Origin of the sequence: Paenibacillus sp. tmac-D7, assembly GCF_006519665.1 — a bacterium.
Classification (GTDB): Bacteria; Bacillota; Bacilli; order Paenibacillales; family NBRC-103111; genus Paenibacillus_G; species Paenibacillus_G validus.
The window spans coordinates 1-24,878 of the sequence record NZ_VIDW01000061.1; the positions used below are offsets into that span (position 1 = coordinate 1).

Below are 24,878 nucleotides of genomic sequence, written 5' to 3' on the forward strand. Positions count from 1 at the left end.
CACGGCTCGGTCTTGCTGCGGATACCCCGTTCGTCGTCGGCGGCGGCATAGACGCCCCGGCCTAGCCCCGCCAGCCGGCTGGTCAAGCGCGCCTCGCCGCGGAAGCCCGCCGGCGCGTAAGCGCACAGCGTCACAGCTTCGCCGGTGCCGGTATGCACCCAGCGCTCCTCGAAACGCAGCCAGACGCCGGGCAGACCGCGCGCAGGCAGCGATACCCGATACGCGAAGCTGAGCGATTCCCCCGTAAATACATAGAGCAACCCGGCTTCAACCGGCTTCGTTTCTCTGGCCCCTAGGTTAGAGAACGTATGTTCCGGACCCAGAAACAACCGCTCCACCCGGACTCCCCGACGAACGGACAGGTAGACTAGCAGCCCGTAGATCCACAGCAAGACGGCCACCCCCAGCGCGAACCAGGCCGTGCGGCCGCCCCAAGTCGCCGCCCAGACGCCGGCGGCCGCTCCAATCACGACAAGTCCGATTAAGCTTCGCATCGCGGATCGCCTCTCAACCGGCCGCATGGCGGCGAACCGGCACCGGCGTCGCCGCCAGCAGGTCGCCCATCACCGTGTCGGCGCTCTTCCCGGCCATGGAGGCATTCGCTCCGAGCATGATCCGATGCGCAAGCACCGGGACGCAGAGCGATTTAATATCGTCGGGAATCACGAAACCGCGTCCGCAGCGGAACGCTTCCGCCTGGGCGGCGCGCATCAGCGCGATCGACGCCCGCGGACTGGCCCCGAGGGCGATATCCGGATGTTGACGGGTCGCCGTCGTCAGCTGCACGATATATTGCTTGATCGTCTCGTCGACGTGCACGGCACGCACTTGTTTTTGCAGCTGGGCGAACTCCTCCTGCAGCACGACCGTCCGAATGTGCGTGAGCGGAAACGCATCCTCCATCCGGTTCAGCATCTCCACCTCGTCGCGCGGCTCGGGATACCCCAATCGCAGCTTGAGGAGAAACCGGTCCAGCTGCGCCTCCGGCAGCGGGAACGTCCCTTCGAAATCGATCGGATTTTGCGTCGCGAGCAGAAAGAACGGCTCCGGCAGCGGATACGTCGTCCCGTCGACCGTCACCCGCTTCTCCTCCATCGCTTCCAGCAAAGCCGCCTGGGTTCGCGGCGACGTCCGGTTCAGCTCGTCGGCCAATACGATCGGCGCGAGCAGTGGACCCGGCCGAAATTCAAATTCGGCTGTCCGTTGATTATAAATCGATACCCCCGTCAAATCCGAGGGCAGCAGGTCGGGCGTACATTGAATGCGTGTAAACCCGCAATCGATCGTACGCGCCAAGGCACGGACGAGCATCGTTTTACCGACGCCGGGCACGTCTTCGAGCAGAACATGACCGCCGGCCAGCAGGGCGACGAGCAGCTTCTCGATCACGTCCCGTTTGCCGACAATCACTTTTTCCACTTGATATACGATACGCCCAAGCAAAGCTTCGGGAGAATCCGTTACGGATGAGGACGACATCATGTTTATAACCTCCTAAAATGCGGCTCATAGTCTTCATAGACTTGGAATCCTATGAATCCAGTATTGCCGAATTTCAGAGATTTTAGACGGGAACCGAACGCTTCGCCGCAGCCGCCCACAGCCGCCCCAGTTCGAGCGGCAAGCCTTGCCGGAAGGTGGCCCGGACCGTGGCGGGATGCCCGTCCGTCTCCGGCTCGTAAGCGACGATCTGCGCGCCGAGCAGCTCCAGCGCGCTGCGCAGCGGCACATATAACGAGCCCTCTCGCAGCTCCATTTCAGGCAGAGGGATGACGGTTACAGCTTCATGCCCGGAAGGGTCCCATTGCGGCTGCTCCCGATAAACCCGCAGCTCGCAGTTCGCTAAATCGTACTCCGTCCGGGAGCTCCCGTATCGAACGACCGCCGTCCGCGCGCCCGGCTCCCATACTACCTCCGCTCCCAGCGGCTGGACGAGCTCCCGCAGTGGAACAATGAACCGCTCTTCCCGAAAGAGGAAGCCGTCCCGCCGGAAATCCACGGTCGTATAGTCCGTCCGAAGACGCAACTGGTCAGGGCCTCCCGCTGCAATCCCCCCGGACGCCAGCGCCGTCTCAGGGGCCGGTTTCACTTCCGAGCCTGCGCCCGCTTCTTCCGCCACGCTCCCGGCTGCCGCCCAAACCGGGCGGTGCTCCTCCACCGCCTGCAGCTGCTGTTGAAAGGCGCTCCACGACGTTCCACGCTGCCATTTGGCTTTGCTCACGCCAAACTGCGCCGGCTTCACTTCCGTCGAAAGCGGAGCGAACCGGTAGCCTTGATCTTTAAACAATTTGATAATTTTCGGCAGCGCTTTCAAAGTTTGCTCATGACCCGGTCCGTCATGCATCAAGACGGTCACCTCGTGCCGGAACGGACCTTGGGCCACCGTATGCGCGATGTCCTCCGCGGTCGCACCCGCCTTGCGCGCATCCTCGCTGTCGATCGTCCAATCGAAGACGGAATATCCGCCGCGGTTCAACAAATAAAAGTAAAACGCATCAAAGTTGCCAGCCGTTCCCCCCGGAGCACGTACGAGCGGCGTTCTAACGCCCGTCGCATCGAACAAAATTTGTTCCGTTCGCTGCAGCTGCTCCCAGTACGCTCCGAAATTCGAGTACAGCTCTTTATATACATGGTTATACGAATGGTTCCCGATCGCATGCCCTTCCTCCACGATTCGTTTCACGACATGGGGTCTGGCTTCGGCCTGCTCGCCCAAGACGAAGAAGGTGGCCCGCACCTCTTCCTCCTTCAAGACATCCAGCACCTGCGGCGTAAAGGCGCTCGGTCCGTCGTCGAACGTCAAGTAGACGGTCGGCTCTTCCGGCTTTCGGTACGACATCTCTTCCGCTTCTACACGTTTACCGGAGGAGAGCGAGGCGAACACCTCGTCCGCCTCCTTGGCGGTCAGCGGGGCGGCGGCGAACGTTTGCGGGGCGGCCGATAGCCATATGGCGAGGACCAGTATTCCGGTCAAGAAAGAATGCAAGATGCTGTTTCTACTGCTGGTGCGTTCAGCCGATGTTACCCGCTTCATTTGAATCCCTCCGTATATTCTATGGGCTTTCGTTTTACTAGAATATATGGAGGGAGCCTAGCATTTAGACCTGTGCGCCGCGAAACTTCGCTAGATTGCCTCTTGTGATTATGGGCGCCTCCGGCCAGTTCGTCCTACCGGTTTGCTTCGAGAAGCGCATAGAGGAACTATGATCCGCTATTGTCCCTCCTTCCCCGCATCATCGAAAAATAACGAACCTTCAGAGCCTTATTATTCGAGCGCCACCGAGGACCGTCTACACGTCGAAAACGGCGGAATAAGCTATCCAGCGTTCTGCTATTTCGTACCAGCTCTACCCGTGTTGCCGGGTTCGCGGCCTTTTCACTACCGCCTGTTGTTCCAAGGAATGCCGAACCTGCACTAAGGCCCCCGTCGCCCCGCTCCCACGCCAAAAAACCGCAGAAAGGCCTCGGCCTCCCTGCGGTTTCATGCATACTTGTTCTTTGCGTAGATGCGCCTGCGACCGCCGTACCCCTTACGGCTGCCCCGGCTGACCTTTGCCAAACCTGCTATTCTTCCACGCGGCAAGATGAAGCTGGAACTCCTGATCGATGAGGGCCGCTCTCGTATTCAGCTCATCCATCCATGTCTTGTCGCCGACCAGCGACGCTGCGTAGATGTAATTGTGCAGCTCGCTCAGCTTGCGGGCATAGTTCGCATTCGCCTGCAGGCACATCGTCAACTCATTCGACTCATCGGTCGTTAATTCCCGGCTTTGGTGAAGCGTCCACAACTCGGCCATCCGAACTTGAAAAGGCAGCATGTTTCTCACTCTCCCGAAAAATTTGCTTGCCTTCCCAGTGTTGACGGATTCGCGCTTCTTTAGACAGGCTGCCGTTTACCGGAATTAGATACAAACCGGCTTGGCGCTCCAATTGAATGACCTGTCGGCTCCAGCGTCCCGTCAAGCGCGCACTTTGTAGGTCAGATGGAGCCGGTGTTCGGATTGGCGCCGCCAAGAACCGGCCGTCCGGCGTCAGCGCGAAGTTTCGCGGCGTATCACCCTGCGTGGAAACATGCTGCAGCAGGCCCAGCCTCCGCTCGACTAGCCGATGCCGAACACAGCGATGCTGTTGTGTCTCTTAAGCAAGTTCCTCTTCTTTCACTCCAAGCACATTTTGCAAATAAAAGATGATCACTTCTATCTGGCTATCGATCTGTAATTGTTGGATATCCATTTACATCGCATCGCAGGTAATGCCGTCAATAAATGAAATGATGGTCCTCGCTATTGCTTCAATGGACATTCTTGGGTGAAACTCCCCTACAGCGACTCCTCGTAAGCGAAAACTTTGGTATCAATACCATCAGTTTTCGCTTCTATAATGTTAAATGTGTAACATTCTATACAACACATTAATTTACAAGTAAAAACCTCTAAAGCTAATCTTACAGAGTAATACCGGCTCTCTCTTCCGTTACACCGTTTCCTTCACCGCTTGCAGCACCTGCTCCACATGGCCTTTGACCCTCACCTTGCGCCATTCCCGCACAAGCCGCCCCTCTTCGTCGATCAGGAACGTCGAGCGGACAATGCCCATATACTCGCGGCCGTACAGCTTCTTCAGCGCCCAGACCCCGTACTTCTCGGCCACTTGATGATCCGGATCGGACAGCAGCGGAAACGGCAGCTCGTATTTCGCCGCAAACTTCTGATGCGCCTTCAGGTCGTCCGGACTGATGCCCAGCACGACCGTACCGGTCTTGGCGAACTGTTCGTTATAATCGCGGAATTGGCACGATTGCTCCGTGCACGTCGGCGTCATATCTTTCGGGTAAAAATAAAGCACGACCTTGCGGCCGCGGAACTGGCTGAGCGTAACGGTTTCCCCGCTGCCTGCCGTTAAGGTAAAGTCGGGAACCACTTGTCCGATCTGCAATTCTGCCATTGAATTCCTCTCCTGACGGTACTAGGTTTTGCGCCGCATTATACATTTTGGCCATCCGCTTTGACAAGCGTAACGGCCTGACTCCTATCGAACGCCACGTACTTCTTGGCCTCTTTCATCATTAGCTTGGCGGAATCGCCCCAGGATTACACGCCCGGCCTTGAACAGATGGCGTTTACGATCCCGCCCCGCGGTACCGCTTCACGCCGTAATTCCAGACACAAACGCCGGTAACGAAGAAGACGGCCCCGACAACCGGGGTGAGCAGCGCGAAGCCGCCCCAATTCGCCCGGTCCAGGAAATAGGCGGACGGATAAAACCCGACGAAGCCGAACGGAAGCACCCACGTCAGCGTAAACTTCATGACGGCGTTGTAGATCGTCATCGGATACCGCCCATAGTTTTGCAGATTGTAGAGCAGCGCGGTAATCCCGGTTGGAGCGTCCGAGAAAAAGGACAGCGCCGAGAAGAAAATGTAAATGCCGGCATAAATCATAACCGAGCCGACGACCAGCAGCACCAGCACGAACGGATCCGACCACGTGAAGCCAAGGCCCAGCTGCGTCCAGGTATATGCCATGATGAGGAACCCGACCAGGGAGCTGAATAAGGACGGCGGGTCCATATTTTCCAGCACCAGCTGGACCAGATTATACGCCGGGCGCGTCAGCACCCTGTCCATTTCCCCCTTGACGATGTAGCGCTCGCTAAAATTCCACAAATTAAAGAAAGTGTTAAACAAGCCTGATGCCATCATAAAATAACCGTAAATGAACAGCACCTGCTGCTCATTCCATTCCCCGATCAGTTCGGTATGCGTAAACATGATCAGAATGAAAATTAAATTCAGTCCGTTAAACATCAAATCCGACAACAGCTCGATCCAGAAGTCGGAACGATACGTAAGACGCGTTTTGAAATAGTTTTTCAAATAACCCAGAATCAGCCCTGCATAGAACATTCGTCCCTCACCCTCCCTGTACGAACAGACGCGACCTTGCGCTGCGCCAAAGGAAGTAAAGCGGCACTAACAGCAGCACAAACCATCCCGCCTGGATCAGCAAGCCGTGATACACGGCATCGCCCGTTACCGCTCCCGTAATCACCCGGCCGGGCAAATACGTAATCGCCTGGAACGGCAAAAACCGCAAGACGCTCTCTGCCCAACCGGGGAAAAAAGTCATCGGCACGACGAGTCCGGAGAACAAGTCGACCGCCACTCGCTTCATCCGCATCAAGCCCTCGTTGTTTTCAAGAAAAAACGCGCCTAACCCGGTCATAATATTGATCTGTGAATTAATCAGGAAGCTGAGCAGCAGCATGAACAAATAAACCGCCCACAGCTTCGGATCGGTCGGCAGCTGCACGGGAAACAACAGCGACGCCAGAATCATGCCCGGCGTGGACAGCATCAATAAACGGAACAAGCCTTCGCCGAGACCCTGCATCATTTTGACAACCATATAATTATAAGGACGAATGAACTGAATGGCCAAACTGCCGTCTTTGATTTCGTTCGCAATATCCCGGTCGAGATTGTTGAAATAGAACGCCCGTGCCATCCAGCCGATCGCGACATACGTCGTCATCTGGGTAAGCGTCATGCCCCCCAGCACCTCTTTGCTCCCGTATATCGCTTTCCACAGGAAGTAGTATGCTCCGATATTCAACGCATAGATAATGATCCCGCTAAAGTAGTTGACCCGGTAGGCGAGCATCATCAGGAAGCGTATCCGGATAATATACAAATACGCGTTAAGCATGAACGGCCCCTTCCCGTTCCCGGGTCCATTCACGCTTTACTTCCGAAGAACCGGATTTGTAGATCTCGCGGACAATGTCGTCGGTATTCGTTTCGAATATTTTGATATCCTCGATGTTGACCACTCCGACCACGCGGCCGAGAAGCTCCGATACGTTCGCCAACTGATGCGGAATCCACACTTTGGCGGTCAGCTCGTTCTCAAGCTTCCATTGGACGTCCAGTCCGGCGGTCAGCAGCTCTAACTGATCAAGCGTGACGGGTTGGGCGAAGCGGAACGCAGCTTCTTTGCCTTTCCCCCAGCGTTCCTTTAATTCCTCGAGACCGCCGTCATAAATAATGTTGCCGTCGTCGAGCATGATAACTCTGGAGCATAGCGCTTCGATATCCTGCAAATCATGCGTTGTCAGCAGAATGGTCGTACCGAACCGGCTGTTTAGCGATTTGAGGAATTCGCGGATTTCGGTTTTCACGACAATATCAAGGCCGATCGTCGGTTCATCCAGAAACAGGATGGACGGATTGTGAATAAGCGAAGCCGCCAGCTCACAGCGCATCCGCTGCCCGAGGCTGAGCTTTCGCACAGGACGGTTCAGCAGATCGCCGAGCTGGAGCCTGTCGATGAGCTCATCCATCCGAATCCGGTAATCGTTGTCCGGAACGCGGTACACTTTTTTAAGCAGCTGGAACGATTCGACCACGCCCAGGTCCCACCAGAGCTGGCTGCGCTGGCCGAACACGACGCCGATGCCGCGGACGAACGCCTCTCTTTCTTGATAAGGGACGTAGCCGTTGACGCGAATATCGCCGGACGTCGGAACGAGGATGCCGGTCAGCATTTTAATCGTCGTCGATTTCCCTGCACCGTTCTCCCCGATGTAGCCGCAAATCTCCCCTTGAGGAATTTGAAAGCTGATGTCTTTAACCGCACGAACCTGGGTGTACTCTCGTTTAAACAAATCACGAAGAGCACCTTGCAGCCCTTCGCGATTCTTCTGCACCTTAAATTCTTTGCGCAGCTCATGCACGTCTATAGCGAGCGACATTGGAATGTTAGCCTCCTGTCAGAAATTGCCGAAGCTTGCAGCTTTACAGCGAAACCCGGTATAATGAAGAGAAATTTTCACAAGCTATACCCGTATATGATACACGAACCGCAAGAAGAGGAAAAGCGACCGAAACTACAGGAAAGGATCGATTTTTCCATGGCACGCAAGATCAAATGGTTTTTTACAGGCATTCTTGTTCTTTTACTCATCGCTATCGGTTATTATACATACGGCTTCCTTACCTTTGCCAAGAACATCCAAAGTACGCCGGAAACGACAAAATTTTCGGGCTTCACGGCAAAGAAGACGGGAGGAGCCGAAGCCTACGCGCCTCCCAAATGGGAAGGCAAACAGCGGGTGAACGTTCTGATCTTAGGCGGAGATTCGCGAGGCTTGAAGAAGAACGAAATTCCGCGTTCCGATTCGATGATGGTCGCCTCGATCGATCCGGTGACGAAGAAGGCGTACCTGTTCTCGATTCTTCGGGACACTTATGTGAAAGTGCCCGGTCACGGCAACGACCGGATTAATACCGCGGTCGCTACGGGCGGTCCGAACCTGGCGATGAAAACCGTCAGCGATCTGCTCGGTATTCCGATTCAATATTATGTATACACCGATTTCCAAGGTTTTATCGCGTTGGTCGACGCGATCGGCGGCATCGAGCTCGAAGTCGAGAAGGACATGAAGTACCGGGACTCCGAGGAGCCCGAGTTCGATATTAATTTGAAAAAAGGCGTGCAGCAGTTAAACGGCAAAACCGCCCTGCAATATGTCCGGTTCCGCCATGACGCGCTCAGCGACTTCTCGCGGACGGAGCGCCAACGTAAGTTTATGACGGCGGTCGCCCAAAAAATGCAAACGACCGGCTCACTTATCCGCATGCCGAAGATTCTTAACAGCATCGATCCGTACATCGAGACGAATTTGACCACGACCGACATGCTGAAGCTGGGGACGCTCGCCATCGAGGCGAAAACCGAGGGCATGTCCAGCGAGCAAATTCCTCCGACAGAGCTGCTAGTCGAGAAGCGCGTAGGCGGCGCGGAAGTGATCACGGCGAACACCCAGAAGCTGCAGCAGTTCGTCAAAGCCGTGTTTGAAGACCGCGACCCGTTCGCGCCAGCGGAGAAAAATACGACGCAGGAAGCAGCGAAAGCTGCCGGCAGCAGCAGCGCGGCGAAGAAATAGCAGGATCGGAATACCTGACCGGGGCCTTAGAGCCCTGGTTTTTTGTATGGCTCGCTCCTACAGCCGAAGCGCATGATAGTTCCGCTATTCTTCACTCGGCCCGGCTGCGCGCGCCTATAGCGGTATGGTTTTGCGTCCTCGGAACAGTTTACCTTGGATTGTGCGGCTTATTTCGATATAATAATTCAAACTTTACCGATCGGAGGTTTGGCGCATGCCAAGCATCCATGTTATCGATGCTTCTATGGGCAAGCCGTTTCACGGCCAGCTATCCGCGCGGCGCTGCCGGGCGTGCCTGTCACCCGGCAGCGATCGCATCCGGATTGCAGGTCATGCCGTCACTACACCGTAATCAATCCTGCAGGTCGATTTACATGAACAATAACCTGTTCCCATTAAGGAGGCTCCCGAATTCATCATGTCAACTAGTAATGAACCGAACTTGTTCAAGCAAACAGCCGGACGTCCGCATTCGGAAGAATTATACCGTGAAGCGCTCGAGCACATCGTCGGCGGCGTCAACAGCCCGTCCCGTTCGTTCAAGGCGGTAGGCGGCGGCGCCCCCGTCTTTATGAAGCGCGGGCAAGGCGCTTATTTCTGGGACGCGGACGATAACCGATACATCGACTACTTGGCCGCTTACGGGCCGATCATTCTGGGTCACGCGCATCCGCACGTGACCGCCGCCATCTGCCGCGCCGCCGAGAACGGTACGTTATACGGGACGCCGACGGAACTGGAAATTACCTTCGCCCGGATGTTGAAACAAGCTATCCCTTCCATGGACAAGGTTCGATTCGTCAACTCCGGCACCGAAGCCGTCATGACAACCATTCGCGTCGCGCGCGCCTACACCGGACGGAATAAAATCATCAAGTTCGCCGGATGTTACCATGGACATTCCGATTTGGTGCTCGTGGCCGCCGGCTCCGGACCTTCCACGCTCGGCATTCCGGATAGTGCGGGCATTCCGAACAGCATCGCGCACGAGGTGATTACCGTACCGTTCAACGACGTGCCGGCGCTGGAAGAAGCTCTTTCCCGCTGGGGCAGCGACGTCGCTGCCGTCATGGTCGAGCCCATCGTCGGCAATTTCGGGATGGTTATGCCAAAGCCCGGCTTCCTCGAAGGATTATGCGCCGCAGCACGCCGCAACGGCTCCCTCGTCATCTATGACGAGGTCATCACAGCGTTCCGCTTCCATTACGGAGCGGCGCAGACGTTTGCGGGCTTACCGGAGGGGACCGATCTCGCCGCCGTGGAGCCCGACCTGACCGCGCTGGGCAAAATTATCGGCGGCGGCCTTCCGATCGGCGCTTACGGCGGCCGCGCCGAGATCATGTCGCAGGTCGCACCGCTCGGACCCGCTTATCAAGCGGGCACGATGGCCGGTAACCCGGCTTCGATCTCGGCGGGCATCGCCTGCCTCGAAGCGCTGCAAGAGCCGGGCACTTACGAGCGGCTCGACCGCTTGGGCGCAATGCTCGGAGACGGACTCGCTCAAGCTGCCGACGCACATGGCATCGCGTTAACCGTGAACCGCATTCGCGGTGCGTTGTCGACGCACTTTTGCGCCCACCCCGTGACGAACTACGATGAGGCTCAGGATACGGACGGCGAACAGTTCGCCCTATTTTTCAGACTCATGCTTGAGCAAGGCATATGTCTGGCGCCATCGAAGTACGAAGCATGGTTTTTGACGACGGCCCATACGGAAGATCATGTCCGTGCAACCCTGGAAGCAGCGGATCGCGCTTTTGAAGCGATGGCGCAAACGCAGCGCCGGCAGGCTTCACAATAAATTCCATTTATCACCCAAATCACGAACTATTATCAGTCTACGATAATAGTTCGTTCGTTTTTAATCGTTTTTTTAATTTTATCTGAAATTTCCCTTTATTCACCAATTATGCAAAATAGATAACGCTTACATCTTGTCGAAAGGTGCAATGTTCTATTGTCTCACATTCGATTTCGTGGTATTCTATTACTACTTTGCAATTCAAAAAAATCGGCTAAATGTAACACCAGATGTGAGGTTTTTGCCGTGATAGCCCAGAAGATATGCGCTCATTGTGTGGACGTGGGCACATTTATTTTTTTATTATTGCCCTGTTGAGTCTATCTTCCAGTGGATTGAGAAAGCGCCGAACACCTCATTTATGCAGTATAAATGTATATTTATTCATTTGTTTCTGCCGCTCGGTTGTCCGCTTTCTTTTTCAATGCATGACAAGCCTTCTTATTCAGAACGAATGCTGGCAACAAAATTAATGGGAGGTGAAGGTCAGCCTGCTGACCACGAGAATGAACCAAGTAATGCGCGATGAGGGCCGCTTTCAGAATTTGCTCGCTACGGAACATGACAGCTGCGGTATCATTTGTATTGTAGAGAAAGACGGGTATCCATCCCGCGATAACATTCAAAAGACGATCGACGCTCTCGTTAAAATGGAGCACCGCTCCGGGTTTATTAACGGTGAAGGCGACGGTTGCGGGATTTTGACCGATATTCCCCGCGCACTGTGGGAAAAGAAGCTGACGGATGCCGGTTTGGACGGCAAGCTCGCTTACGATGAACGTTTCTCCGTCGGTCATATCTTCGTTCCGCGTAAGTTGGACATTTCTGTTGCCGATATGCAGAAGGGCATCCGCGAATTGTTCGCGCAATTCCAAGTAAACATCTTGCTCGAGCAAGAAAATCAAGTGGACAGCAGCGTGCTCGGTCCGAACGGCCGTAACGACGAGCCAACCTTCTGGCAAATCGCCGGACTTTGCGACAAGCAGGAAGTGAAGGTCGCCGATCAATTGTTCGAACTTCACGTAGCGATCGAAGCCAAGTATAACGTGCACGTCGCCACGCTCAGCAACGTGACGGCCGCCTATAAAGTGATGGGCGCGGCCAGCATTCTTCCCAAATATTATAACGACACTCGCGACCCGCTGTTCGCGGCGCAAGTAACGATCGGACACAACCGGTATTCGACTAATACGCAATCCAGCTTCTTCCGCGTGCAGCCGTTCTCGCTTCTCGGGCACAACGGCGAGATCAACACGGTGAAGAAGATGCGTCTGGAAGCCGACATGGTCGGTGTTCCGCTCGTAGACGGCGGCTCCGACTCCCAGGACATGAACCGGACGATTGAAACGTTCATTCACCGTTCCGGCATCAGCTTGTTCGAGGCGATGGAAATCGTATTCCCTCCGATCTTGAACGAGATGAAGCAGTTCCGTCCGGAAATGCAGGATCTGTATGTTTATTATCGCCAAGCATGGGGCCACTATGCTCAAGGGCCGGCCGGCATCGTATCGCGTTACGGCAACGAGTGCATTTTCAGCGTAGACGCGCTCGGTCTTCGTCCGGTATGGATGGTCGAAAGCGACACGTCCCTCTATTTCTCTTCCGAGCAAGGCGTAATTACGGTCGGCGACATGGTGGCCGAGCCGAAGCCGATCGCCCCGGGCGAGAAAATCGGCGTCGTCCTGACGCCGGGCGAGCATGTGCAGGTGATTCCTTACCATGAAGTGCAGAGCATTGTCTTGGAACGCGCTAAACAACGCATCGGCTTTGAAGGCCTTCGCAAACATTTGAATAACGAAATTCCGGCTGTCGAAGCTGAGCAATCCGCCGACGTTACGCCTACCGATTCGCTGTACAGCGCCTTCGGCTGGGACCGCGACGGGATCCAGATGATCGAATCGACCGCCGAAACCGGCGCGGAGCCGATCCGTTCCCTGGGTCATGACAGCCCTCATGCGGCGCTGGCTTGGGAGCGCGTGAACATTCCCGATTATATTAAAGAGAGCGTCGCGGTTGTCACCAACCCGGCGATTGACCGTGACCGCGAGATGGAGCATTTCTCCACGCGCATCGTCGTTGGTCCCCGTCCGAAAGTATACGGACAGCCGGATAGCCGCCTGCGCATGGAGTTGCTGTATCCGGTCGTGCTGGAAGGCAGCAACGGCGTAGATTCTCTTACCGAGCTGAAGCAGCCTAGCTTCGAGCAATTAAAGGCAATGTTCGCAGCGCAAGGCGGCAATGCCGTAGCGACGCTGTCGACGACATTCGCCCGCGGCACCTCGCTGCAAGCCGCATTGGATCAGCTTGCCGCTGATGCCGTAACCGCCGTTAAGAACGGCGCAGCCTTGCTTATCCTGGACGACAGCCAGGCGCATCAGAACGACCGCCTGTGGATGGATCCGCACCTTGCGGTATCCAGGGTCGATATCGCGCTTCGCGGCGAGAAGCTCGGCTATGGCGACAACCTTCGCCGCCAGACGACGCTTGTGCTGCGCAGCGCCGCGATTCGCAGCCTGCATGACATCGCCGTAGCCTGTGGACTCGGTGCGGATGTATTGTCTCCTTATTTGATGTTCGCGACGGCATCCGCCAAGAACGGTGCGCCGGCCGCTCGCAAAGTATTCACCGCTTTGATGAAAGGTCTGGAGAAAGTCATCTCCACGATCGGTACGCATGAGCTGCGCGGTTACACCCGTTTCTTCTCGTCGATCGGCTTGAAGCCGGAACTGGCGGAAGTGCTCGACATCGTCAACTACTTGGGCAGCGACAAAGCAGGCACCGGCTTTGCCGAGCTTGAAGCGGACGCCGAAGCCCGTTACAACGATTTCGCCAACCCGAAAGCGAAAGCGGCGAAGAACTTCCGTTTCTTCCAGCGCATGTGGAAAGCGCTCGGCGACGCAGCCTCCGGCGCGGCGCCTTACAGCGACTACCGTGACAAGCTTCGCGAAGAAGAGAAGAAAAATCCGATTTCCATCCGTCACGTTGCGGATTTCGATATGGAGAAAGCATACGCCGAAGGGCGCAAGCCGCTGGATCCTTCGCAAGTCAACATCGGCATCGGCGGCCACGATCTGCCGATCCTGATCTCGTCCATGTCGTTCGGCTCACAGAACGAAACAGCCTTCCGCGCTTACGCGGAAGCGGGCGAGCGACTGAACATGGTTACCATGAACGGCGAGGGCGGCGAGATCAAGGATATGCTCGGACGTTACAAACGGACGCGCGGCGCGCAAGTCGCATCCGGACGCTTCGGTGTGAACGTTGAGCTCGCGAACGCCGTAGCGTTCCTTGAGATTAAAATCGGCCAGGGCGCGAAGCCGGGCGAAGGCGGTCACCTGCCGGGCTCCAAAGTAACGGCCAAAATCGCTCTTGCCCGTAATGCAACCATCGGTTCCGACCTGATTTCGCCGTCCAACAACCATGATATTTACTCGATCGAGGATTTGGCGCAAATCATCTCCGAGCTGAAGGAAGCAAGCGGCCGCAAAGCGAAAATTATCGTCAAAATTCCTGTCGTTCCGGGTGTCGGCACGATCGCTGTCGGCGTTGCGAAAGCAGGCGCAGACGTCATTACGTTGTCCGGCTTCGACGGCGGTACGGGCGCGGCCCGGATTCACTCGATCACACACGTCGGCTTGCCGACCGAAATCGGTACGAAGCTGGCGCACCTCGCCTTGATCGACGCCGGTCTTCGCCACCAGGTGGAATTGTGGTCGGACGGCGGTATGAAATCCGGTGTGGACGTGGTCAAAATGTTCATGCTCGGCGCCAACCGCGTCGGCTTCGGTTCCATCGCGATGCAATCGATCGGTTGTACGACTTGCCGCGGCTGTCATCTCGACACCTGTCATGTCGGTATCGCCACACAAATCGATTCGCTTGAGGAAGCCGAAGAGAAAGGCCTGCGCCGCTTCGTTCCTCGCGTATACGAAACGGCGGTTGAATCGCTCATTCGTCTGTTCGGCGGCATCGGCGAAGAAATTCGCGAAATCGTCGCACAGCTCGGCTTCAAAGACGCTCAAGAGCTGGTCGGCCGTTCCGACCTGCTGAAACAAGTAAGCCATCTGGATCGCATCGATCTGTCCGATCTGCTTCGTCCGGCTCCGCTCTCCTTCGCTGCTGCGCAAGAAGCGCGAGCGCAAGTGGCGGCTGCGGTATCGTCCGATATCCGTATCGCGGCAGGCGCAGAAGGACTCGACTTGTTCCCGGAATCCGTCTCCTTCGACGCTCCGGTGAACCGCACTTGGAGCAACATCGATGCCGAATCCCGGATTCTCGGCAGCCGTTATGCGAGCCATCGCGTACGCGACCGTTTCGACGGAAGCTACGACGAACTGCCTCCGGTCAACATCGCGATTACGGAAGGCTCCGTACCGGGTAACGGTTTGGGCGCCTTCAACGCTCGCGGAGTCGACATTACGGTACACGGCGGTGCGGAAGACGGCGTAGGCAAAATGGCGCTCGGCGGTAAAGTCGCCATCCTGAAAGCACCGGGCAAGCACAACCAATTCATCAACGGTTCCGTCGGTAAATCGTTCGGATACGGCGCGCAAAGCGGCTTGTTCCTGATTCAAGGCAATGCGGACACCCGTGCCTGCATCCGGTTCTCCGGCGCCGACGTTGTCTTCGGCGGAGAAATTACGACGCCGTTGAAAGACGAGCTCGGCGGTCTTGCCGCCCGCGCCAACCTGAAAGGCTTTGCGTTCGAGTACATGACCAACGGCCGCGCCGTCGTCATGGGCGATCCGGGTCCTTGGATTTGCGCAGGGATGACCGGCGGCGTGATTTACCAGCGCCTCGTGCCGGAGATGGGTCTCGATGAAGCTGCGATCGAACGTCGTATTGCCAAAGGCGCGAAAGTAAAAATCGAACCAATCGGCCCACAAAGCATCAAAGATTTGAACGAGCTGCTCGGCGCTTACCGCACTGAGCTGGCGAACTCCGGTCAAACGGAGGCCGCGGCGAAGGTGGATCATTTGCTGAACAACCTGGAAACAAGCTTCGTTCGTATCGCACCAGTCGGTTTACAAGCCGATCAATCGGTCGCAACAGAATAGGACGTTGCCATAACCCTATCCATCCCTCAGGCTATGAAAGCTGAGGGATTTTTTTTATAACACAAAAAAGCAGGGAGCTCGAAACCGTCACCACGGTTCAAACTTCCTGCTTGTTTACTTTTACTGCACCCGCTTGCTTCGGCAAATCCCTCTGCCGTCGCTTGTGTCTACGCCTTAGCCGCACGGAAAGCGTCGATGTACTGCGCCGCCTTCTTCGCCACGAGGCTGTAGTCGCCCGCCTTCACCGCATCGCTCGTCAAATCCGAGCCGATGCCGACAGCAACAGCGCCGGCTTTAATCCATTCACCGAGGTTGCTCAATGAAACGCCTCCGGTCGGCATAATATTCGCCTGCGGCAGCGGTCCCTTGATGGCCTTGATCATCCCCGGGGAGTATAAGTTGCCCGGGAACAGTTTCACGACATCAACGCCGAGCTCAAGCGCCTGCTGGATCTCTTGGATTGTCATAACGCCAGGCATCACCGGTACGCGGTACCGATTGCACAGTGTCACCGTATCCGGGTTGAACGACGGACCGACAACAAACTCCGAACCGCTCAAGATGGCGACGCGCGCGGTTTCCGGATCAAGCACCGTACCGACGCCGATAATCGCGTATTTGGACGGGTCGCTTGTCGTGCTCGAATACGTTTTGGCCAGCTTCTCAATCGCTTGCAGCGCGAACGGAACGGTCATCGTTACCTCGATCACCTTAATGCCTCCGGCGATCGCCTGCTCGGCCATTTCCACCACTTCATCCGGCGTATCGCCGCGAAGCACCGCGACGACGCCTCCTTCTACGATTTGCTGCAGCAGTTTAATTTTTTTCATCTCGAGTCTCCGTCCTTCAAATTTCGTTCCCTATAGTTTCGTTCTTTATAGGCTTCCTGCTTACGGTTAAGCTTCGTTCTCCCGACTTGCCGTTCTACCTACCGTTCCACATGCTTCTCATTGTTCAAGAACGCTTCGACCTGCTCCCAGGTCGGAATCCCTTCCCAGTCGCCCTCGTTCTGAACGACCATACAACCGATCAGGTTACCGAGCCGCACTGCTTCGGCCAAGCTGTAATTTTTCAGCAGCCCGGCGATAAATCCGGCGCAAAAGCCGTCGCCCGCGCCCACAGTGTCGACGATACGCTCGGCTTTGAAATATGGCACTTCCGTCACGCTTGTCTTATCGACGATATACGTGACGTCTTCGCCGCCTTTGACGATCGACACGCCCGGCAGCTCGCGCAGCTTGCCGATGATTTCGTCAAAGCTTTCCGTCGCATACAGCAGCTTTAACTCATCAAGCCCCGGCAAAAAGTAATCCGCTTCCTGCGCCATCTCCAGCAATGCGCCACGGGCTTCTTCCAGCGACCACAGCTTCAAGCGCAAATTCGGGTCGAAGCATACCTTTACGCCATTCTTCTTGGCGAGGCGAACCGATTCTTTCAGGGTCTCGCGGGCACTTTCGCTCAAAGCCATCGTAATTCCCGTGACGTGTAAATACTGGGCTTGGCTGATATACGATTCGTCCAACTGCTCCGGCTTCATCAGGCTGGCCGCCGAGCCTTTGCGGTAGTAGTATACCGACGTTTTGCCGAAAATGATTTCGCGCAGCATCAGCCCTGTCGGCGCTTCTGTCGTCAGCTCGGCACGCGACACGTCGACGCCCTCGCCGCGGATTTTCTTCACAATCATCCGGCCGAGCGGGTCTTTGCCGAGCCGGCCGAACCAGCCAACGCGATGTCCGAGCCTGGCTACGCCGATCGCGACATTGCTTTCCGCACCGCCGAACAACGATTGGAAGTGAGAGGAATATTCGATGCCTTTAACGTCTTCCGGCAGCATTAAGGCCATCGTTTCTCCGAATGTGACAATTTCCGGCACAAACATTTGTTCTTGTTGGGTAGACCTGTTCATATTCATTATCTTGTCATCCATCCTCCGTCCACGCACAATATGTGACCGCTCATATAATCAGACGCTTTCGAGGCTAGGAAGACGACAGGCCCTTCCATATCTTCTGCCGTTCCCCAACGCCCAGCCGGAATTCGAACCAGAATTTGCGCGCTCCGCTCTTCATCCGCACGCAGCGCCACGGTATTGTCAGTCGACATGTAACCGGGGGCAATCGCGTTCACTTGAACGCCTTTGCTGGCCCATTCGTTCGCCAGCGCTTTGGTTACACCGGCAATCGCATGCTTGGATGCGGTATATCCCGGTACGTTGATACCGCCCTGGAAGCTTAGCATCGACGCGATATTAATAATTTTGCCCGAACCCTGCTTGATCATCTCGCGGCCGACGAGCTGGGAAAGGAAGAATGCCGCATTCAGGTTCAAATTCAACACGTCGTGCCAATCGCTCGCAGCGTGGTCGGCTGCCGGCGTACGACGGACAATTCCCGAATTGTTCACCAATATATCGATTTTGCCGAACACGGATAGCGTTTCTTGAACGATGCCTTCGAACGCGCTTTCATCCATCAGATTAGCGACGATCGTGTGTACCTTGCGGCCCATGGCCTCGATCTGCTGCTGCACTTCGCGTGAACGATCGTTGCTGGTCACAATCGCAACATCTGCTCCCGCCTTCGCCAAGCCGAGCGAGATACCTCCGCCCAAGCCTACGGCGCCTCCGGTCACCAAGGCTACTTTTCCCGTCAAATCAAACAAACTGCTCACCACTCGCCACTCCCTGTTTAAACGTTTAAATTTTTATCTTTATAAAGCTCCTTCCGGAGCCCTTGCTTGACCTTATTATACGTGAAATCAGGGTATTTTGCCAGACTCGCGCCATAAAAAATCAGCCTTTCCCGAACAGGCCGTACAGCAAATGATACGTCGCCCGAATGCCTTCAGGCTCCCTGTAACGTTCCACGTATGCTTTCTCCATGGCCGCGAGCAGCTTACGGCTAATTCCGCCGCCACCCGCCGGCTCTTGATTGGCATTGCCTGCGCCTGTTTTCTTCACGCTGTACAAGAAGCTGCGAACGTCGCGGAAATGCAGCTCGTACATCGTCTCTTCGCCTGTAAACGCACGTGTGACCTCCTCCGAAGCGCCATCCAGCAGCGACTCCCAATCGCTCAAGCTGAGAAAATGCTGCCCTCGCCGCCGCCCCGCCGCCTGAAGCGATTCCGCCGCTGCCGTAAACGAATCGTGCAGCTCGTGGAACGTTCGCGGTCCGAACGTCGCGAACGCAAGGACTCCCTCCGGCTTCAGCATACGAAGCCAAGCCCGCATCGTATCAGCAGGCTCGTTGAACCATTGGACCGTCGCGCTCGAAACGATCAAATCTGCCTGTTCCGGGAGCCGGAGTTCTGTGAAATGCTCCGCTGTCAGCCCTTCCGCATCCGCCGATACCACGACCAGTCTACCCGCCTCCGCTTCCGCCGAACAGCGCTCCAGCGTCAGCCTTACCATTTGCGGCGCAAGATCGACCGCATACACGCGGGCCTTAGGAAACCGTGTCAACAGCGAAGCAGTCAATCTGCCGGTGCCGCAGCCTATTTCCAGGATATGTCCTACCCGATCCGGGGAAATTCGCTGTTCGATCAGCTCCAATAACCGGTCTCCCATGCCGATTTGTACAAGCGCATTCCGGTCGTAGTCGTCCGCATAGCGATCGAAGTGACGTTTCACCCGGTTTTTATCCACCCTTATCGTTGTCATTCAGAAATCCCCTCAACCGCTCATAAAATTCTGCCTGTTGCGTCAAGAATGGAGCATGCCCCGCTCTCATCACCACCCGTTCCAAACCATCGGCAGCCTCCGGCATGGCCCCGATCGGACACACAGGATCGTACTTCCCGTGTATCCAGAGCACGCGCAGGGAGCCGGCTGCCAGCCGCTGGAGCAGCTCGTCGGACCATGCTTCCCGTACCGTCGCCGCGGCCAGATAGGAAAGGCCCGCCTGCAGCCCTTCCGCCGACGTATCCGTATCCGGCTGCAGCAGCCACTCCGGGGCGCTCCCTTCCTCCCGTTCCGCTTCCGTAAACATCGAAGCGGCAAACTGTCGAAGCACGTCTTCCGGTTGTGTACGGAGTCTCGCCTGCATCCGCTCCAGCACTCGCAGAGGCCACCCTCGGGAGCGATCAGCATCCGTGAACTGCAGGGTCGCCCCGATCAAGACAAGTTTCCTTAATTCCGAATGCGCCCCCGGCTTACAATCGCTTCCGCCATCCGAATCACGATAGCGACGGGTTAGCCAATCCAGCAGCAGCAAGCCGCCCATCGACCAGGCAACCACTGCCTCGGGCCGCAGCTCCGCTATCCGATGCTCGAGTGCTTCGAATAAGGAGGATACGTCCCGGCATCCGGCGTATGAGAATTCGTGATGAGACCATTCGGTATCTTTCGCTAGCCGTCCCGATATCGGCTTCCATACATGAGGGGACATACCCCAACCATGAATCCACAAGACGCGCCGATCACGTCTTTCCGCCGAATCCATCCTCATGCCCCTCCCCCCTGTTCACGGCATTTTACGATTTGATTGGCCGCCCATCTCAAATCCTCGTCCCGGTGTCCCGCCATGATCGTAAAACGTATCCGGGCTGTCCCCTCCGGGACGCTAGGCGGACGAATCGCCACAGCGGCAATGCCGGCCAGCTGCAGACGCTCCGCCATACGCAATGTCTCCTCGTTCCCGCCGATGATAACAGGAACAATGTGGCATTCGCTTTGCCCCGTATCCAGCCCGTGCTGCCGCAGTATCGATCGAAACATCGCCGCCTTCTCCTGCAGCACCCGTCGGCGCCAGCTTTCCTGCCGCACACGCCGCCACTGTCTACGAATCGTGGCTACAAGGTCCGGCGGGAGGGCTGTCGTATAAATGAAGCTGCGCGCCGCATTCACCAGATAGGACTTCAACAGGTGTTCGCCGGCTACATAGGCGCCGTAAACGCCGTACGCTTTGCTGAACGTGCCCATTTGCACCTCCACCTGCCCGGAGAGCCCAAGCGCGTGTACCAGACCCTGGCCTTCCTCGCCGTACAAACCGCCGCTGTGCGCCTCATCAACCATCAGCATAGCGCCGTAACGGTCCTTCAGCCAAACGAGCTCGCACAGCGGCGCCACCGTTCCGTCCATACTGAAGATCGAATCGGTGACGATCAGCTTTTTCCGGCCTGCCGGGGTGCTCCGCAGCATCGTCTCCAGCTGATCCAGATCGCGATGCCGGTATCGCTTATGCTCGGCGCGGCTAAGCACGATCCCATCGACAAGGCTCGCGTGGTTCAGCCGATCGCCGAACACGACGTCATGACGTCCGACAAGCGCCGGGATCACGCCGACATTAGCCAAGTATCCGCTGCCGAACAACAAACAGCTCTCCGTTCCTTTGTAAGCCGCAAATTCCTCTTCGAACGCCGTATACTCCGGATGATTGCCGACAATTAACCGCGAGGCGGTCGATCCCGTACTTCTGCGGGCTCTCTCCGTCTCCCGGCCATCCGACGCAGCGCTCTGCTCCGGTTCATGTAGATCGTCGCCTTCGCTTCCCAGACTCAAGTAGTCGTTGGAGGCGAGATTCAGCATCCGGACTCCGTTCCTCCGCAGCCAACCTGTCTCCAGCGGCTCACATTCCGCTAAAGTGCGCAAGCGCCCTTGTTCCTCGTAAGAAGCCAGTTCCTTTTGCATCCATTCCAACGCCGCTCTGCTCATTCGGGCGATCCCTACAGGGCACACAGCTCGATCTCGAACCCGAGATCTTCAATCATCTGATGGTCGGCCGTCGCTTCTTGGCCTTCCGTCGTTAAGTAATCGCCCACAAACACCGAATTGGCTGCATACAGCCCTAATGCTTGTAGCGAACGCAAATTCACTTCGCGTCCACCGGCTACCCGAATCTCTTTCCCAGGATTTATAAAACGCATCAATGCCAATACCTTCAAGCATTTACGCGGATTCAGTTCCCGGGTGTCCGCAAGCGGCGTACCCGGGATCGGATTCAAAAAGTTGATCGGAATCGAATCCGCATCAAGCTCACGCAGCGCATAAGCCATCTCCACGATCTCCTCGTTCGATTCCCCCATCCCGATAATACAGCCGGAACACGGCGACATGCCAGCCCCTTTCGCCTTCTCCACCGTATCTACACGATCGTCATATGTATGGGTTGTCGTAATGTTGGCGAAATTTTGCTTGCTCGTGTTTAAATTGTGGTTGTAGCGGTCCACCCCGGCCTCTTTCAGCCGCAGTGCCTGCTCCTCGCTCAAAATCCCTAAACAGGCGCATATCTTCATCGGCATCTCGGACTTAATTTCTCGAACCGCTTCAACCACCTGATCCAGTTCCTTACCCGTCGGCCCTCGTCCGCTAGCGACAATACAATAGGTCCCGACCTTCAGCTCCATCGCTTTGCGTGCGCCGTCTACAAGGGTCTTCTTATCCAGCAGCGGATATTTCGTTATCCCGGCCTTCGACACGATGGATTGCGAGCAATAACCGCAGTCTTCGGGACATAATCCGCTCTTGGCGTTAATGATCAAATTCAGCTTCACCTTTTTTCCGTAGAAATGCCGCCTTACCCTAAAAGCAGCCTGCATCATCGCTAGCAGCTCGTCATCATCCGCCTCCAGTACGGATAAGCCTTCCTCCATCGTCAGCAGCTCGCCCCGAATCGCCTTATCGGCCAGTTCGTTCCAACCCGTTTGTACCTGTATCATTTCGATATCCCCTCAACATTCGAATTCTTAACAACCTTAAACCATCGGTTCCCCTTCAAAAAAGCGCCCGATTTCGTTCCAGCGCAAACGCTCCTCTAATAGCTCGGTCCACACGTGCCTCCATTTTCCCCATTCGATCGGGTTCGAAAGCATTCGCTCCATCGGCATCCACGGCAGCGTCGCCCACACGGAGGTGCCGCCGAACCTTTCAATCATGCGAACGTTGTCCACCAGCGATGTATCGTTCTCTTCCTCATATCCGTTGAGTATCACCCCGGCTACATCCAAGCCGCGGCTTCGGGCACACTCGATCGTCATCAGCGTGTGATTGACCGTCCCGAGCGTAGCGCGGGCCACAATGAGCAGCGGGAGCCCCAGCGCCAGCGCCAAATCGGCAACCGTACGGTCCCCGGTTAGTGGAACTAACAAGCCGCCAGCCCCTTCCACCAGCAGCGGTCCGCCTTCCGTCATTCGCCTCCGTCCTTCCGACTCAAGCGCGGCCCATCCGATCGTCTTTCCTTCCCGTTCTGCGGCTACCCAAGGCGCCAAAGGCTCCCGTAAGGTAATCGTGACTGTCTCCGGCTCCGTTTGCGGCAATCCGCTCCCGTACGCGAGCCGAAAGCTATCGGCATCCGGATCGCCCAGTTGTACCCCGGATTGCACCGGCTTCCAAATTTCTACTGGGCTCGGAAGTCCCCCGAGCTTTCGGAACGTATAGGCTGCCAGGGCCGCCGTCACCCATGTCTTTCCTACATTCGTGTCCGTACCTGTTACAAAAAGACCTTTTCTCATCCTGTACTCCATTCACTTACGTTAACCTTTAATTTTAAATTCAGGTTAACGTTAATACTAAACGTATTGTACACTGCCCTTTCCCCGGAATCAAGGAAAATCGTTCCACAGTGTTCGGCATCCCCTTACATGGGTCCAACTTGAATCGGTCTTGATGCCAAACGCGGAACTTAAGGTACAATAAAGCAAGTAACCATGAAAACAATAAAAAACTCCACCAAATTAGCGTTAACTAATTTGGTGGAGTTGGTTATCCGATCATTTACAACGTTTATGATTCGTAACGCTTATAATAAGCGATGTTGATGAAATGGCGTCCCAGGAGGGATTCGAACCCCCGACCGACGGCTTAGAAGGCCGTTGCTCTATCCAGCTGAGCTACTGGAACTTGATGGAGCGGGTGATGGGAATCGAACCCACGCTACCAGCTTGGAAGGCTGGAGTTCTACCATTGAACTACACCCGCTTAAATGAATGGTCGGGACGACACGATTCGAACATGCGACCCCCTGGTCCCAAACCAGGTGCTCTACCAAGCTGAGCTACGTCCCGATAGTTTAAGTGCCGGTAGAGGGACTTGAACCCCCACGGTTTCCCTCACGATTTTGAGTCGCGCGCGTCTGCCAATTCCGCCATACCGGCAAGTCTAGATGGAGCGGAAGACGGGATTCGAACCCGCGACCCTCGCCTTGGCAAGGCGATGCTCTACCCCTGAGCCACTTCCGCATAATAATCACAACTGAGATCAATTAAAACATGAAACATCTTTCGAATCAAGTACGAGGTTGTGACTGATTCGTTTATGGAGCGGAAGACGGGATTCGAACCCGCGACCCTCGCCTTGGCAAGGCGATGCTCTACCCCTGAGCCACTTCCGCATACCTGATAAGTGAAACAAAATGGTGAGCCATGTAGGACTCGAACCTACGACACCCTGATTAAAAGTCAGGTGCTCTACCAACTGAGCTAATGGCTCTTACAGCTACCCAAAGAAATCAATAAACTGGGGATCTAGGATTCGAACCTAGGCATGACGGAGTCAAAGTCCGTTGCCTTACCGCTTGGCTAATCCCCAATATGTAGTGGGGCGATCGAAGGGAATTGAACCCTCGAATGTCGGAGCCACAATCCGATGCGTTAGCCACTTCGCCACGACCGCCACAGGCTAAAAACTACTGGTGCCGTCGAGAGGAATCGAACCTCCGACCTACGCATTACGAGTGCGTTGCTCTACCGCTGAGCTACGACGGCGCAAAACAAAATTTCGGTTATCATCGAGCTATCCGATGTACCGATTATATTATAGTTCAGACTATGCTTAACAAATAATGGCGGAGCCGACGGGATTCGAACCCGCGGTCTCCTGCGTGACAGGCAGGCATGTTAGGCCTCTACACCACGGCTCCACACTAAGTTATTCGCTCTCGAGGTTCATACCTCGAAAGAAAATTGGTTGCGGGGGCAGGATTTGAACCTGCGGCCTTCGGGTTATGAGCCCGACGAGCTACCGGGCTGCTCCACCCCGCGTCGTTAAACAAAAAGCAATCATGGTGGAGGCTGACGGGATCGAACCGCCGACCCTCTGCTTGTAAGGCAGATGCTCTCCCAGCTGAGCTAAGCCTCCATGC

At 55.9% G+C, this 24,878-nt stretch carries 19 protein-coding genes, 13 tRNA genes and 2 pseudogenes; 4 read left to right on the top strand and 30 right to left on the bottom strand.

From position 1 onward, the window contains the following. The 9 genes and pseudogenes from FKP33_RS24330 to FKP33_RS24370 all read right to left on the bottom strand — a co-directional run. Positions 1–494, bottom strand: a pseudogene (locus FKP33_RS24330) (hypothetical protein); the annotation flags it as partial. Positions 495–507: 13 nt separating this feature from the next. Next, on the bottom strand, positions 508–1,482 hold the full coding sequence (locus FKP33_RS24335; protein ID WP_127610006.1) for an AAA family ATPase: 975 nt from the start codon (positions 1,480–1,482) through the stop codon (positions 508–510). A gap of 82 nt (positions 1,483–1,564) precedes the next feature. Then, positions 1,565–3,034 (bottom strand): polysaccharide deacetylase family protein, encoded by a 1,470-nt coding sequence (locus FKP33_RS24340; RefSeq protein WP_127610008.1) that lies wholly within the window; start codon positions 3,032–3,034, stop codon positions 1,565–1,567. Positions 3,035–3,530: 496 nt separating this feature from the next. Then, a complete protein-coding gene (locus tag FKP33_RS24345) occupies positions 3,531–3,818 on the bottom strand; it encodes a DUF7667 family protein (RefSeq protein WP_127610010.1) in 288 nt (95 codons plus the stop codon). A 415-nt stretch (positions 3,819–4,233) separates the two neighbouring features. Then, positions 4,234–4,326, bottom strand: a pseudogene (locus FKP33_RS28790) (hypothetical protein); the annotation flags it as partial. A 147-nt stretch (positions 4,327–4,473) separates the two neighbouring features. Continuing rightward, positions 4,474–4,944 (bottom strand): thioredoxin-dependent thiol peroxidase, encoded by a 471-nt coding sequence (gene bcp, locus FKP33_RS24355; protein ID WP_054798026.1) that lies wholly within the window; start codon positions 4,942–4,944, stop codon positions 4,474–4,476. A gap of 175 nt (positions 4,945–5,119) precedes the next feature. Further along, a complete protein-coding gene (locus FKP33_RS24360) occupies positions 5,120–5,905 on the bottom strand; it encodes an ABC transporter permease (protein ID WP_127610012.1) in 786 nt (261 codons plus the stop codon). 7 nt (positions 5,906–5,912) lie between these two features. Then, on the bottom strand, positions 5,913–6,707 hold the full coding sequence (locus tag FKP33_RS24365; protein WP_127610014.1) for an ABC transporter permease: 795 nt from the start codon (positions 6,705–6,707) through the stop codon (positions 5,913–5,915). Beyond that, a complete protein-coding gene (locus FKP33_RS24370) occupies positions 6,700–7,752 on the bottom strand; it encodes an ABC transporter ATP-binding protein (RefSeq protein ID WP_127610016.1) in 1,053 nt (350 codons plus the stop codon). The genes FKP33_RS24365 and FKP33_RS24370 overlap by 8 nt, the downstream gene beginning before the upstream one ends. Positions 7,753–7,911: 159 nt before the next feature. On the opposite strand from FKP33_RS24370, the gene FKP33_RS24375 reads away from it, so the two are divergent. The 4 genes from FKP33_RS24375 to FKP33_RS24385 all read left to right on the top strand — a co-directional run bounded on the left by FKP33_RS24375 (position 7,912) and on the right by FKP33_RS24385 (position 15,804). Next, the gene (locus FKP33_RS24375) at positions 7,912–8,946 is read left to right on the top strand and encodes an LCP family protein (RefSeq protein ID WP_141336591.1); all 1,035 of its coding nucleotides are present in this window, start codon (positions 7,912–7,914) and stop codon (positions 8,944–8,946) included. A 214-nt stretch (positions 8,947–9,160) separates the two neighbouring features. Continuing rightward, positions 9,161–9,298 carry a hypothetical protein gene (locus FKP33_RS27350; RefSeq protein WP_155615694.1) on the top strand — a complete coding sequence of 46 codons (138 nt, stop codon included), beginning with the start codon at positions 9,161–9,163 and terminating at the stop codon, positions 9,296–9,298. A 66-nt stretch (positions 9,299–9,364) separates the two neighbouring features. After that, positions 9,365–10,747 carry a glutamate-1-semialdehyde 2,1-aminomutase gene (locus FKP33_RS24380; RefSeq protein WP_141336592.1) on the top strand — a complete coding sequence of 461 codons (1,383 nt, stop codon included), beginning with the start codon at positions 9,365–9,367 and terminating at the stop codon, positions 10,745–10,747. Between the two features lie 506 nt (positions 10,748–11,253). Further along, positions 11,254–15,804 (top strand): glutamate synthase-related protein, encoded by a 4,551-nt coding sequence (locus FKP33_RS24385; protein ID WP_258313547.1) that lies wholly within the window; start codon positions 11,254–11,256, stop codon positions 15,802–15,804. 167 nt (positions 15,805–15,971) lie between these two features. On the opposite strand, the gene FKP33_RS24390 is transcribed toward FKP33_RS24385, so the two are convergent. The 21 genes from FKP33_RS24390 to FKP33_RS24490 all read right to left on the bottom strand — a co-directional run bounded on the left by FKP33_RS24390 (position 15,972) and on the right by FKP33_RS24490 (position 24,874). Beyond that, the gene (locus FKP33_RS24390) at positions 15,972–16,634 is read right to left on the bottom strand and encodes a bifunctional 2-keto-4-hydroxyglutarate aldolase/2-keto-3-deoxy-6-phosphogluconate aldolase (RefSeq protein WP_127610024.1); all 663 of its coding nucleotides are present in this window, start codon (positions 16,632–16,634) and stop codon (positions 15,972–15,974) included. A 98-nt stretch (positions 16,635–16,732) separates the two neighbouring features. After that, positions 16,733–17,710: a sugar kinase gene (locus FKP33_RS24395; RefSeq protein ID WP_141336594.1), complete on the bottom strand. Its 978-nt coding sequence runs from the start codon at positions 17,708–17,710 to the stop codon at positions 16,733–16,735. A gap of 5 nt (positions 17,711–17,715) precedes the next feature. Further along, positions 17,716–18,474 carry a 2-dehydro-3-deoxy-D-gluconate 5-dehydrogenase KduD gene (gene kduD / locus FKP33_RS24400; RefSeq protein ID WP_141336595.1) on the bottom strand — a complete coding sequence of 253 codons (759 nt, stop codon included), beginning with the start codon at positions 18,472–18,474 and terminating at the stop codon, positions 17,716–17,718. Positions 18,475–18,595: 121 nt separating this feature from the next. Beyond that, positions 18,596–19,462, bottom strand: a complete 867-nt coding sequence (gene bioC / locus FKP33_RS24405; protein ID WP_141336596.1) for a malonyl-ACP O-methyltransferase BioC — start codon at positions 19,460–19,462, stop codon at positions 18,596–18,598. Continuing rightward, complete coding sequence (locus FKP33_RS24410) at positions 19,440–20,243, bottom strand: alpha/beta fold hydrolase (protein WP_181410268.1); 804 nt, start codon at positions 20,241–20,243, stop codon at positions 19,440–19,442. Before FKP33_RS24410 ends, bioC begins: the two co-directional genes overlap by 23 nt. A gap of 2 nt (positions 20,244–20,245) precedes the next feature. Next, a complete protein-coding gene (gene bioF / locus FKP33_RS24415) occupies positions 20,246–21,454 on the bottom strand; it encodes an 8-amino-7-oxononanoate synthase (RefSeq protein WP_141336598.1) in 1,209 nt (402 codons plus the stop codon). 11 nt (positions 21,455–21,465) lie between these two features. Continuing rightward, positions 21,466–22,458 (bottom strand): biotin synthase BioB, encoded by a 993-nt coding sequence (bioB, locus tag FKP33_RS24420; RefSeq protein WP_141336599.1) that lies wholly within the window; start codon positions 22,456–22,458, stop codon positions 21,466–21,468. Between the two features lie 36 nt (positions 22,459–22,494). Further along, positions 22,495–23,250: a dethiobiotin synthase gene (gene bioD / locus FKP33_RS24425; protein WP_127610036.1), complete on the bottom strand. Its 756-nt coding sequence runs from the start codon at positions 23,248–23,250 to the stop codon at positions 22,495–22,497. 311 nt (positions 23,251–23,561) lie between these two features. Further along, positions 23,562–23,638: transfer RNA gene (locus FKP33_RS24430), tRNA-Arg, on the bottom strand. A 4-nt stretch (positions 23,639–23,642) separates the two neighbouring features. Continuing rightward, positions 23,643–23,716 (bottom strand) — tRNA-Gly (locus FKP33_RS24435). Positions 23,717–23,725: 9 nt separating this feature from the next. After that, positions 23,726–23,802 (bottom strand) — tRNA-Pro (locus tag FKP33_RS24440). Between the two features lie 10 nt (positions 23,803–23,812). Further along, positions 23,813–23,892: transfer RNA gene (locus FKP33_RS24445), tRNA-Leu, on the bottom strand. 9 nt (positions 23,893–23,901) lie between these two features. Continuing rightward, positions 23,902–23,976, bottom strand: a tRNA-Gly gene (locus FKP33_RS24450). Between the two features lie 77 nt (positions 23,977–24,053). Continuing rightward, positions 24,054–24,128 (bottom strand) — tRNA-Gly (locus FKP33_RS24455). Between the two features lie 22 nt (positions 24,129–24,150). Further along, positions 24,151–24,226: transfer RNA gene (locus FKP33_RS24460), tRNA-Lys, on the bottom strand. A gap of 27 nt (positions 24,227–24,253) precedes the next feature. Beyond that, positions 24,254–24,325 (bottom strand) — tRNA-Gln (locus FKP33_RS24465). 8 nt (positions 24,326–24,333) lie between these two features. Beyond that, positions 24,334–24,409 (bottom strand) — tRNA-His (locus FKP33_RS24470). Positions 24,410–24,426: 17 nt separating this feature from the next. Continuing rightward, a tRNA-Thr gene (locus FKP33_RS24475) sits at positions 24,427–24,501 on the bottom strand. Positions 24,502–24,579: 78 nt separating this feature from the next. After that, positions 24,580–24,656 (bottom strand) — tRNA-Asp (locus tag FKP33_RS24480). Positions 24,657–24,700: 44 nt separating this feature from the next. Continuing rightward, a tRNA-Met gene (locus FKP33_RS24485) sits at positions 24,701–24,777 on the bottom strand. Between the two features lie 21 nt (positions 24,778–24,798). Next, positions 24,799–24,874 (bottom strand) — tRNA-Val (locus FKP33_RS24490). Between the last annotated feature and the right edge of the window lie 4 nt (positions 24,875–24,878).

Bases quoted from the DNA above. Each gene is read 5' to 3' on its own strand.
- FKP33_RS24335 (WP_127610006.1), bottom strand. From the start codon at position 1,482: ATGATGTCGTCCTCATCCGTAACGGATTCTCCCGAAGCTTTGCTTGGG.
- FKP33_RS24340 (WP_127610008.1), bottom strand. From the start codon at position 3,034: ATGAAGCGGGTAACATCGGCTGAACGCACCAGCAGTAGAAACAGCATC.
- FKP33_RS24345 (WP_127610010.1), bottom strand. From the start codon at position 3,818: ATGCTGCCTTTTCAAGTTCGGATGGCCGAGTTGTGGACGCTTCACCAA.
- bcp (WP_054798026.1), bottom strand. From the start codon at position 4,944: ATGGCAGAATTGCAGATCGGACAAGTGGTTCCCGACTTTACCTTAACG.
- FKP33_RS24360 (WP_127610012.1), bottom strand. From the start codon at position 5,905: ATGTTCTATGCAGGGCTGATTCTGGGTTATTTGAAAAACTATTTCAAA.
- FKP33_RS24365 (WP_127610014.1), bottom strand. From the start codon at position 6,707: ATGCTTAACGCGTATTTGTATATTATCCGGATACGCTTCCTGATGATG.
- FKP33_RS24370 (WP_127610016.1), bottom strand. From the start codon at position 7,752: ATGTCGCTCGCTATAGACGTGCATGAGCTGCGCAAAGAATTTAAGGTG.
- FKP33_RS24375 (WP_141336591.1), top strand. From the start codon at position 7,912: ATGGCACGCAAGATCAAATGGTTTTTTACAGGCATTCTTGTTCTTTTA.
- FKP33_RS27350 (WP_155615694.1), top strand. From the start codon at position 9,161: ATGCCAAGCATCCATGTTATCGATGCTTCTATGGGCAAGCCGTTTCAC.
- FKP33_RS24380 (WP_141336592.1), top strand. From the start codon at position 9,365: ATGTCAACTAGTAATGAACCGAACTTGTTCAAGCAAACAGCCGGACGT.
- FKP33_RS24385 (WP_258313547.1), top strand. From the start codon at position 11,254: ATGAACCAAGTAATGCGCGATGAGGGCCGCTTTCAGAATTTGCTCGCT.
- FKP33_RS24390 (WP_127610024.1), bottom strand. From the start codon at position 16,634: ATGAAAAAAATTAAACTGCTGCAGCAAATCGTAGAAGGAGGCGTCGTC.
- FKP33_RS24395 (WP_141336594.1), bottom strand. From the start codon at position 17,710: ATGAACAGGTCTACCCAACAAGAACAAATGTTTGTGCCGGAAATTGTC.
- bioC (WP_141336596.1), bottom strand. From the start codon at position 19,462: ATGACAACGATAAGGGTGGATAAAAACCGGGTGAAACGTCACTTCGAT.
- FKP33_RS24410 (WP_181410268.1), bottom strand. From the start codon at position 20,243: ATGGATTCGGCGGAAAGACGTGATCGGCGCGTCTTGTGGATTCATGGT.
- bioF (WP_141336598.1), bottom strand. From the start codon at position 21,454: ATGAGCAGAGCGGCGTTGGAATGGATGCAAAAGGAACTGGCTTCTTAC.
- bioB (WP_141336599.1), bottom strand. From the start codon at position 22,458: ATGATACAGGTACAAACGGGTTGGAACGAACTGGCCGATAAGGCGATT.
- bioD (WP_127610036.1), bottom strand. From the start codon at position 23,250: ATGAGAAAAGGTCTTTTTGTAACAGGTACGGACACGAATGTAGGAAAG.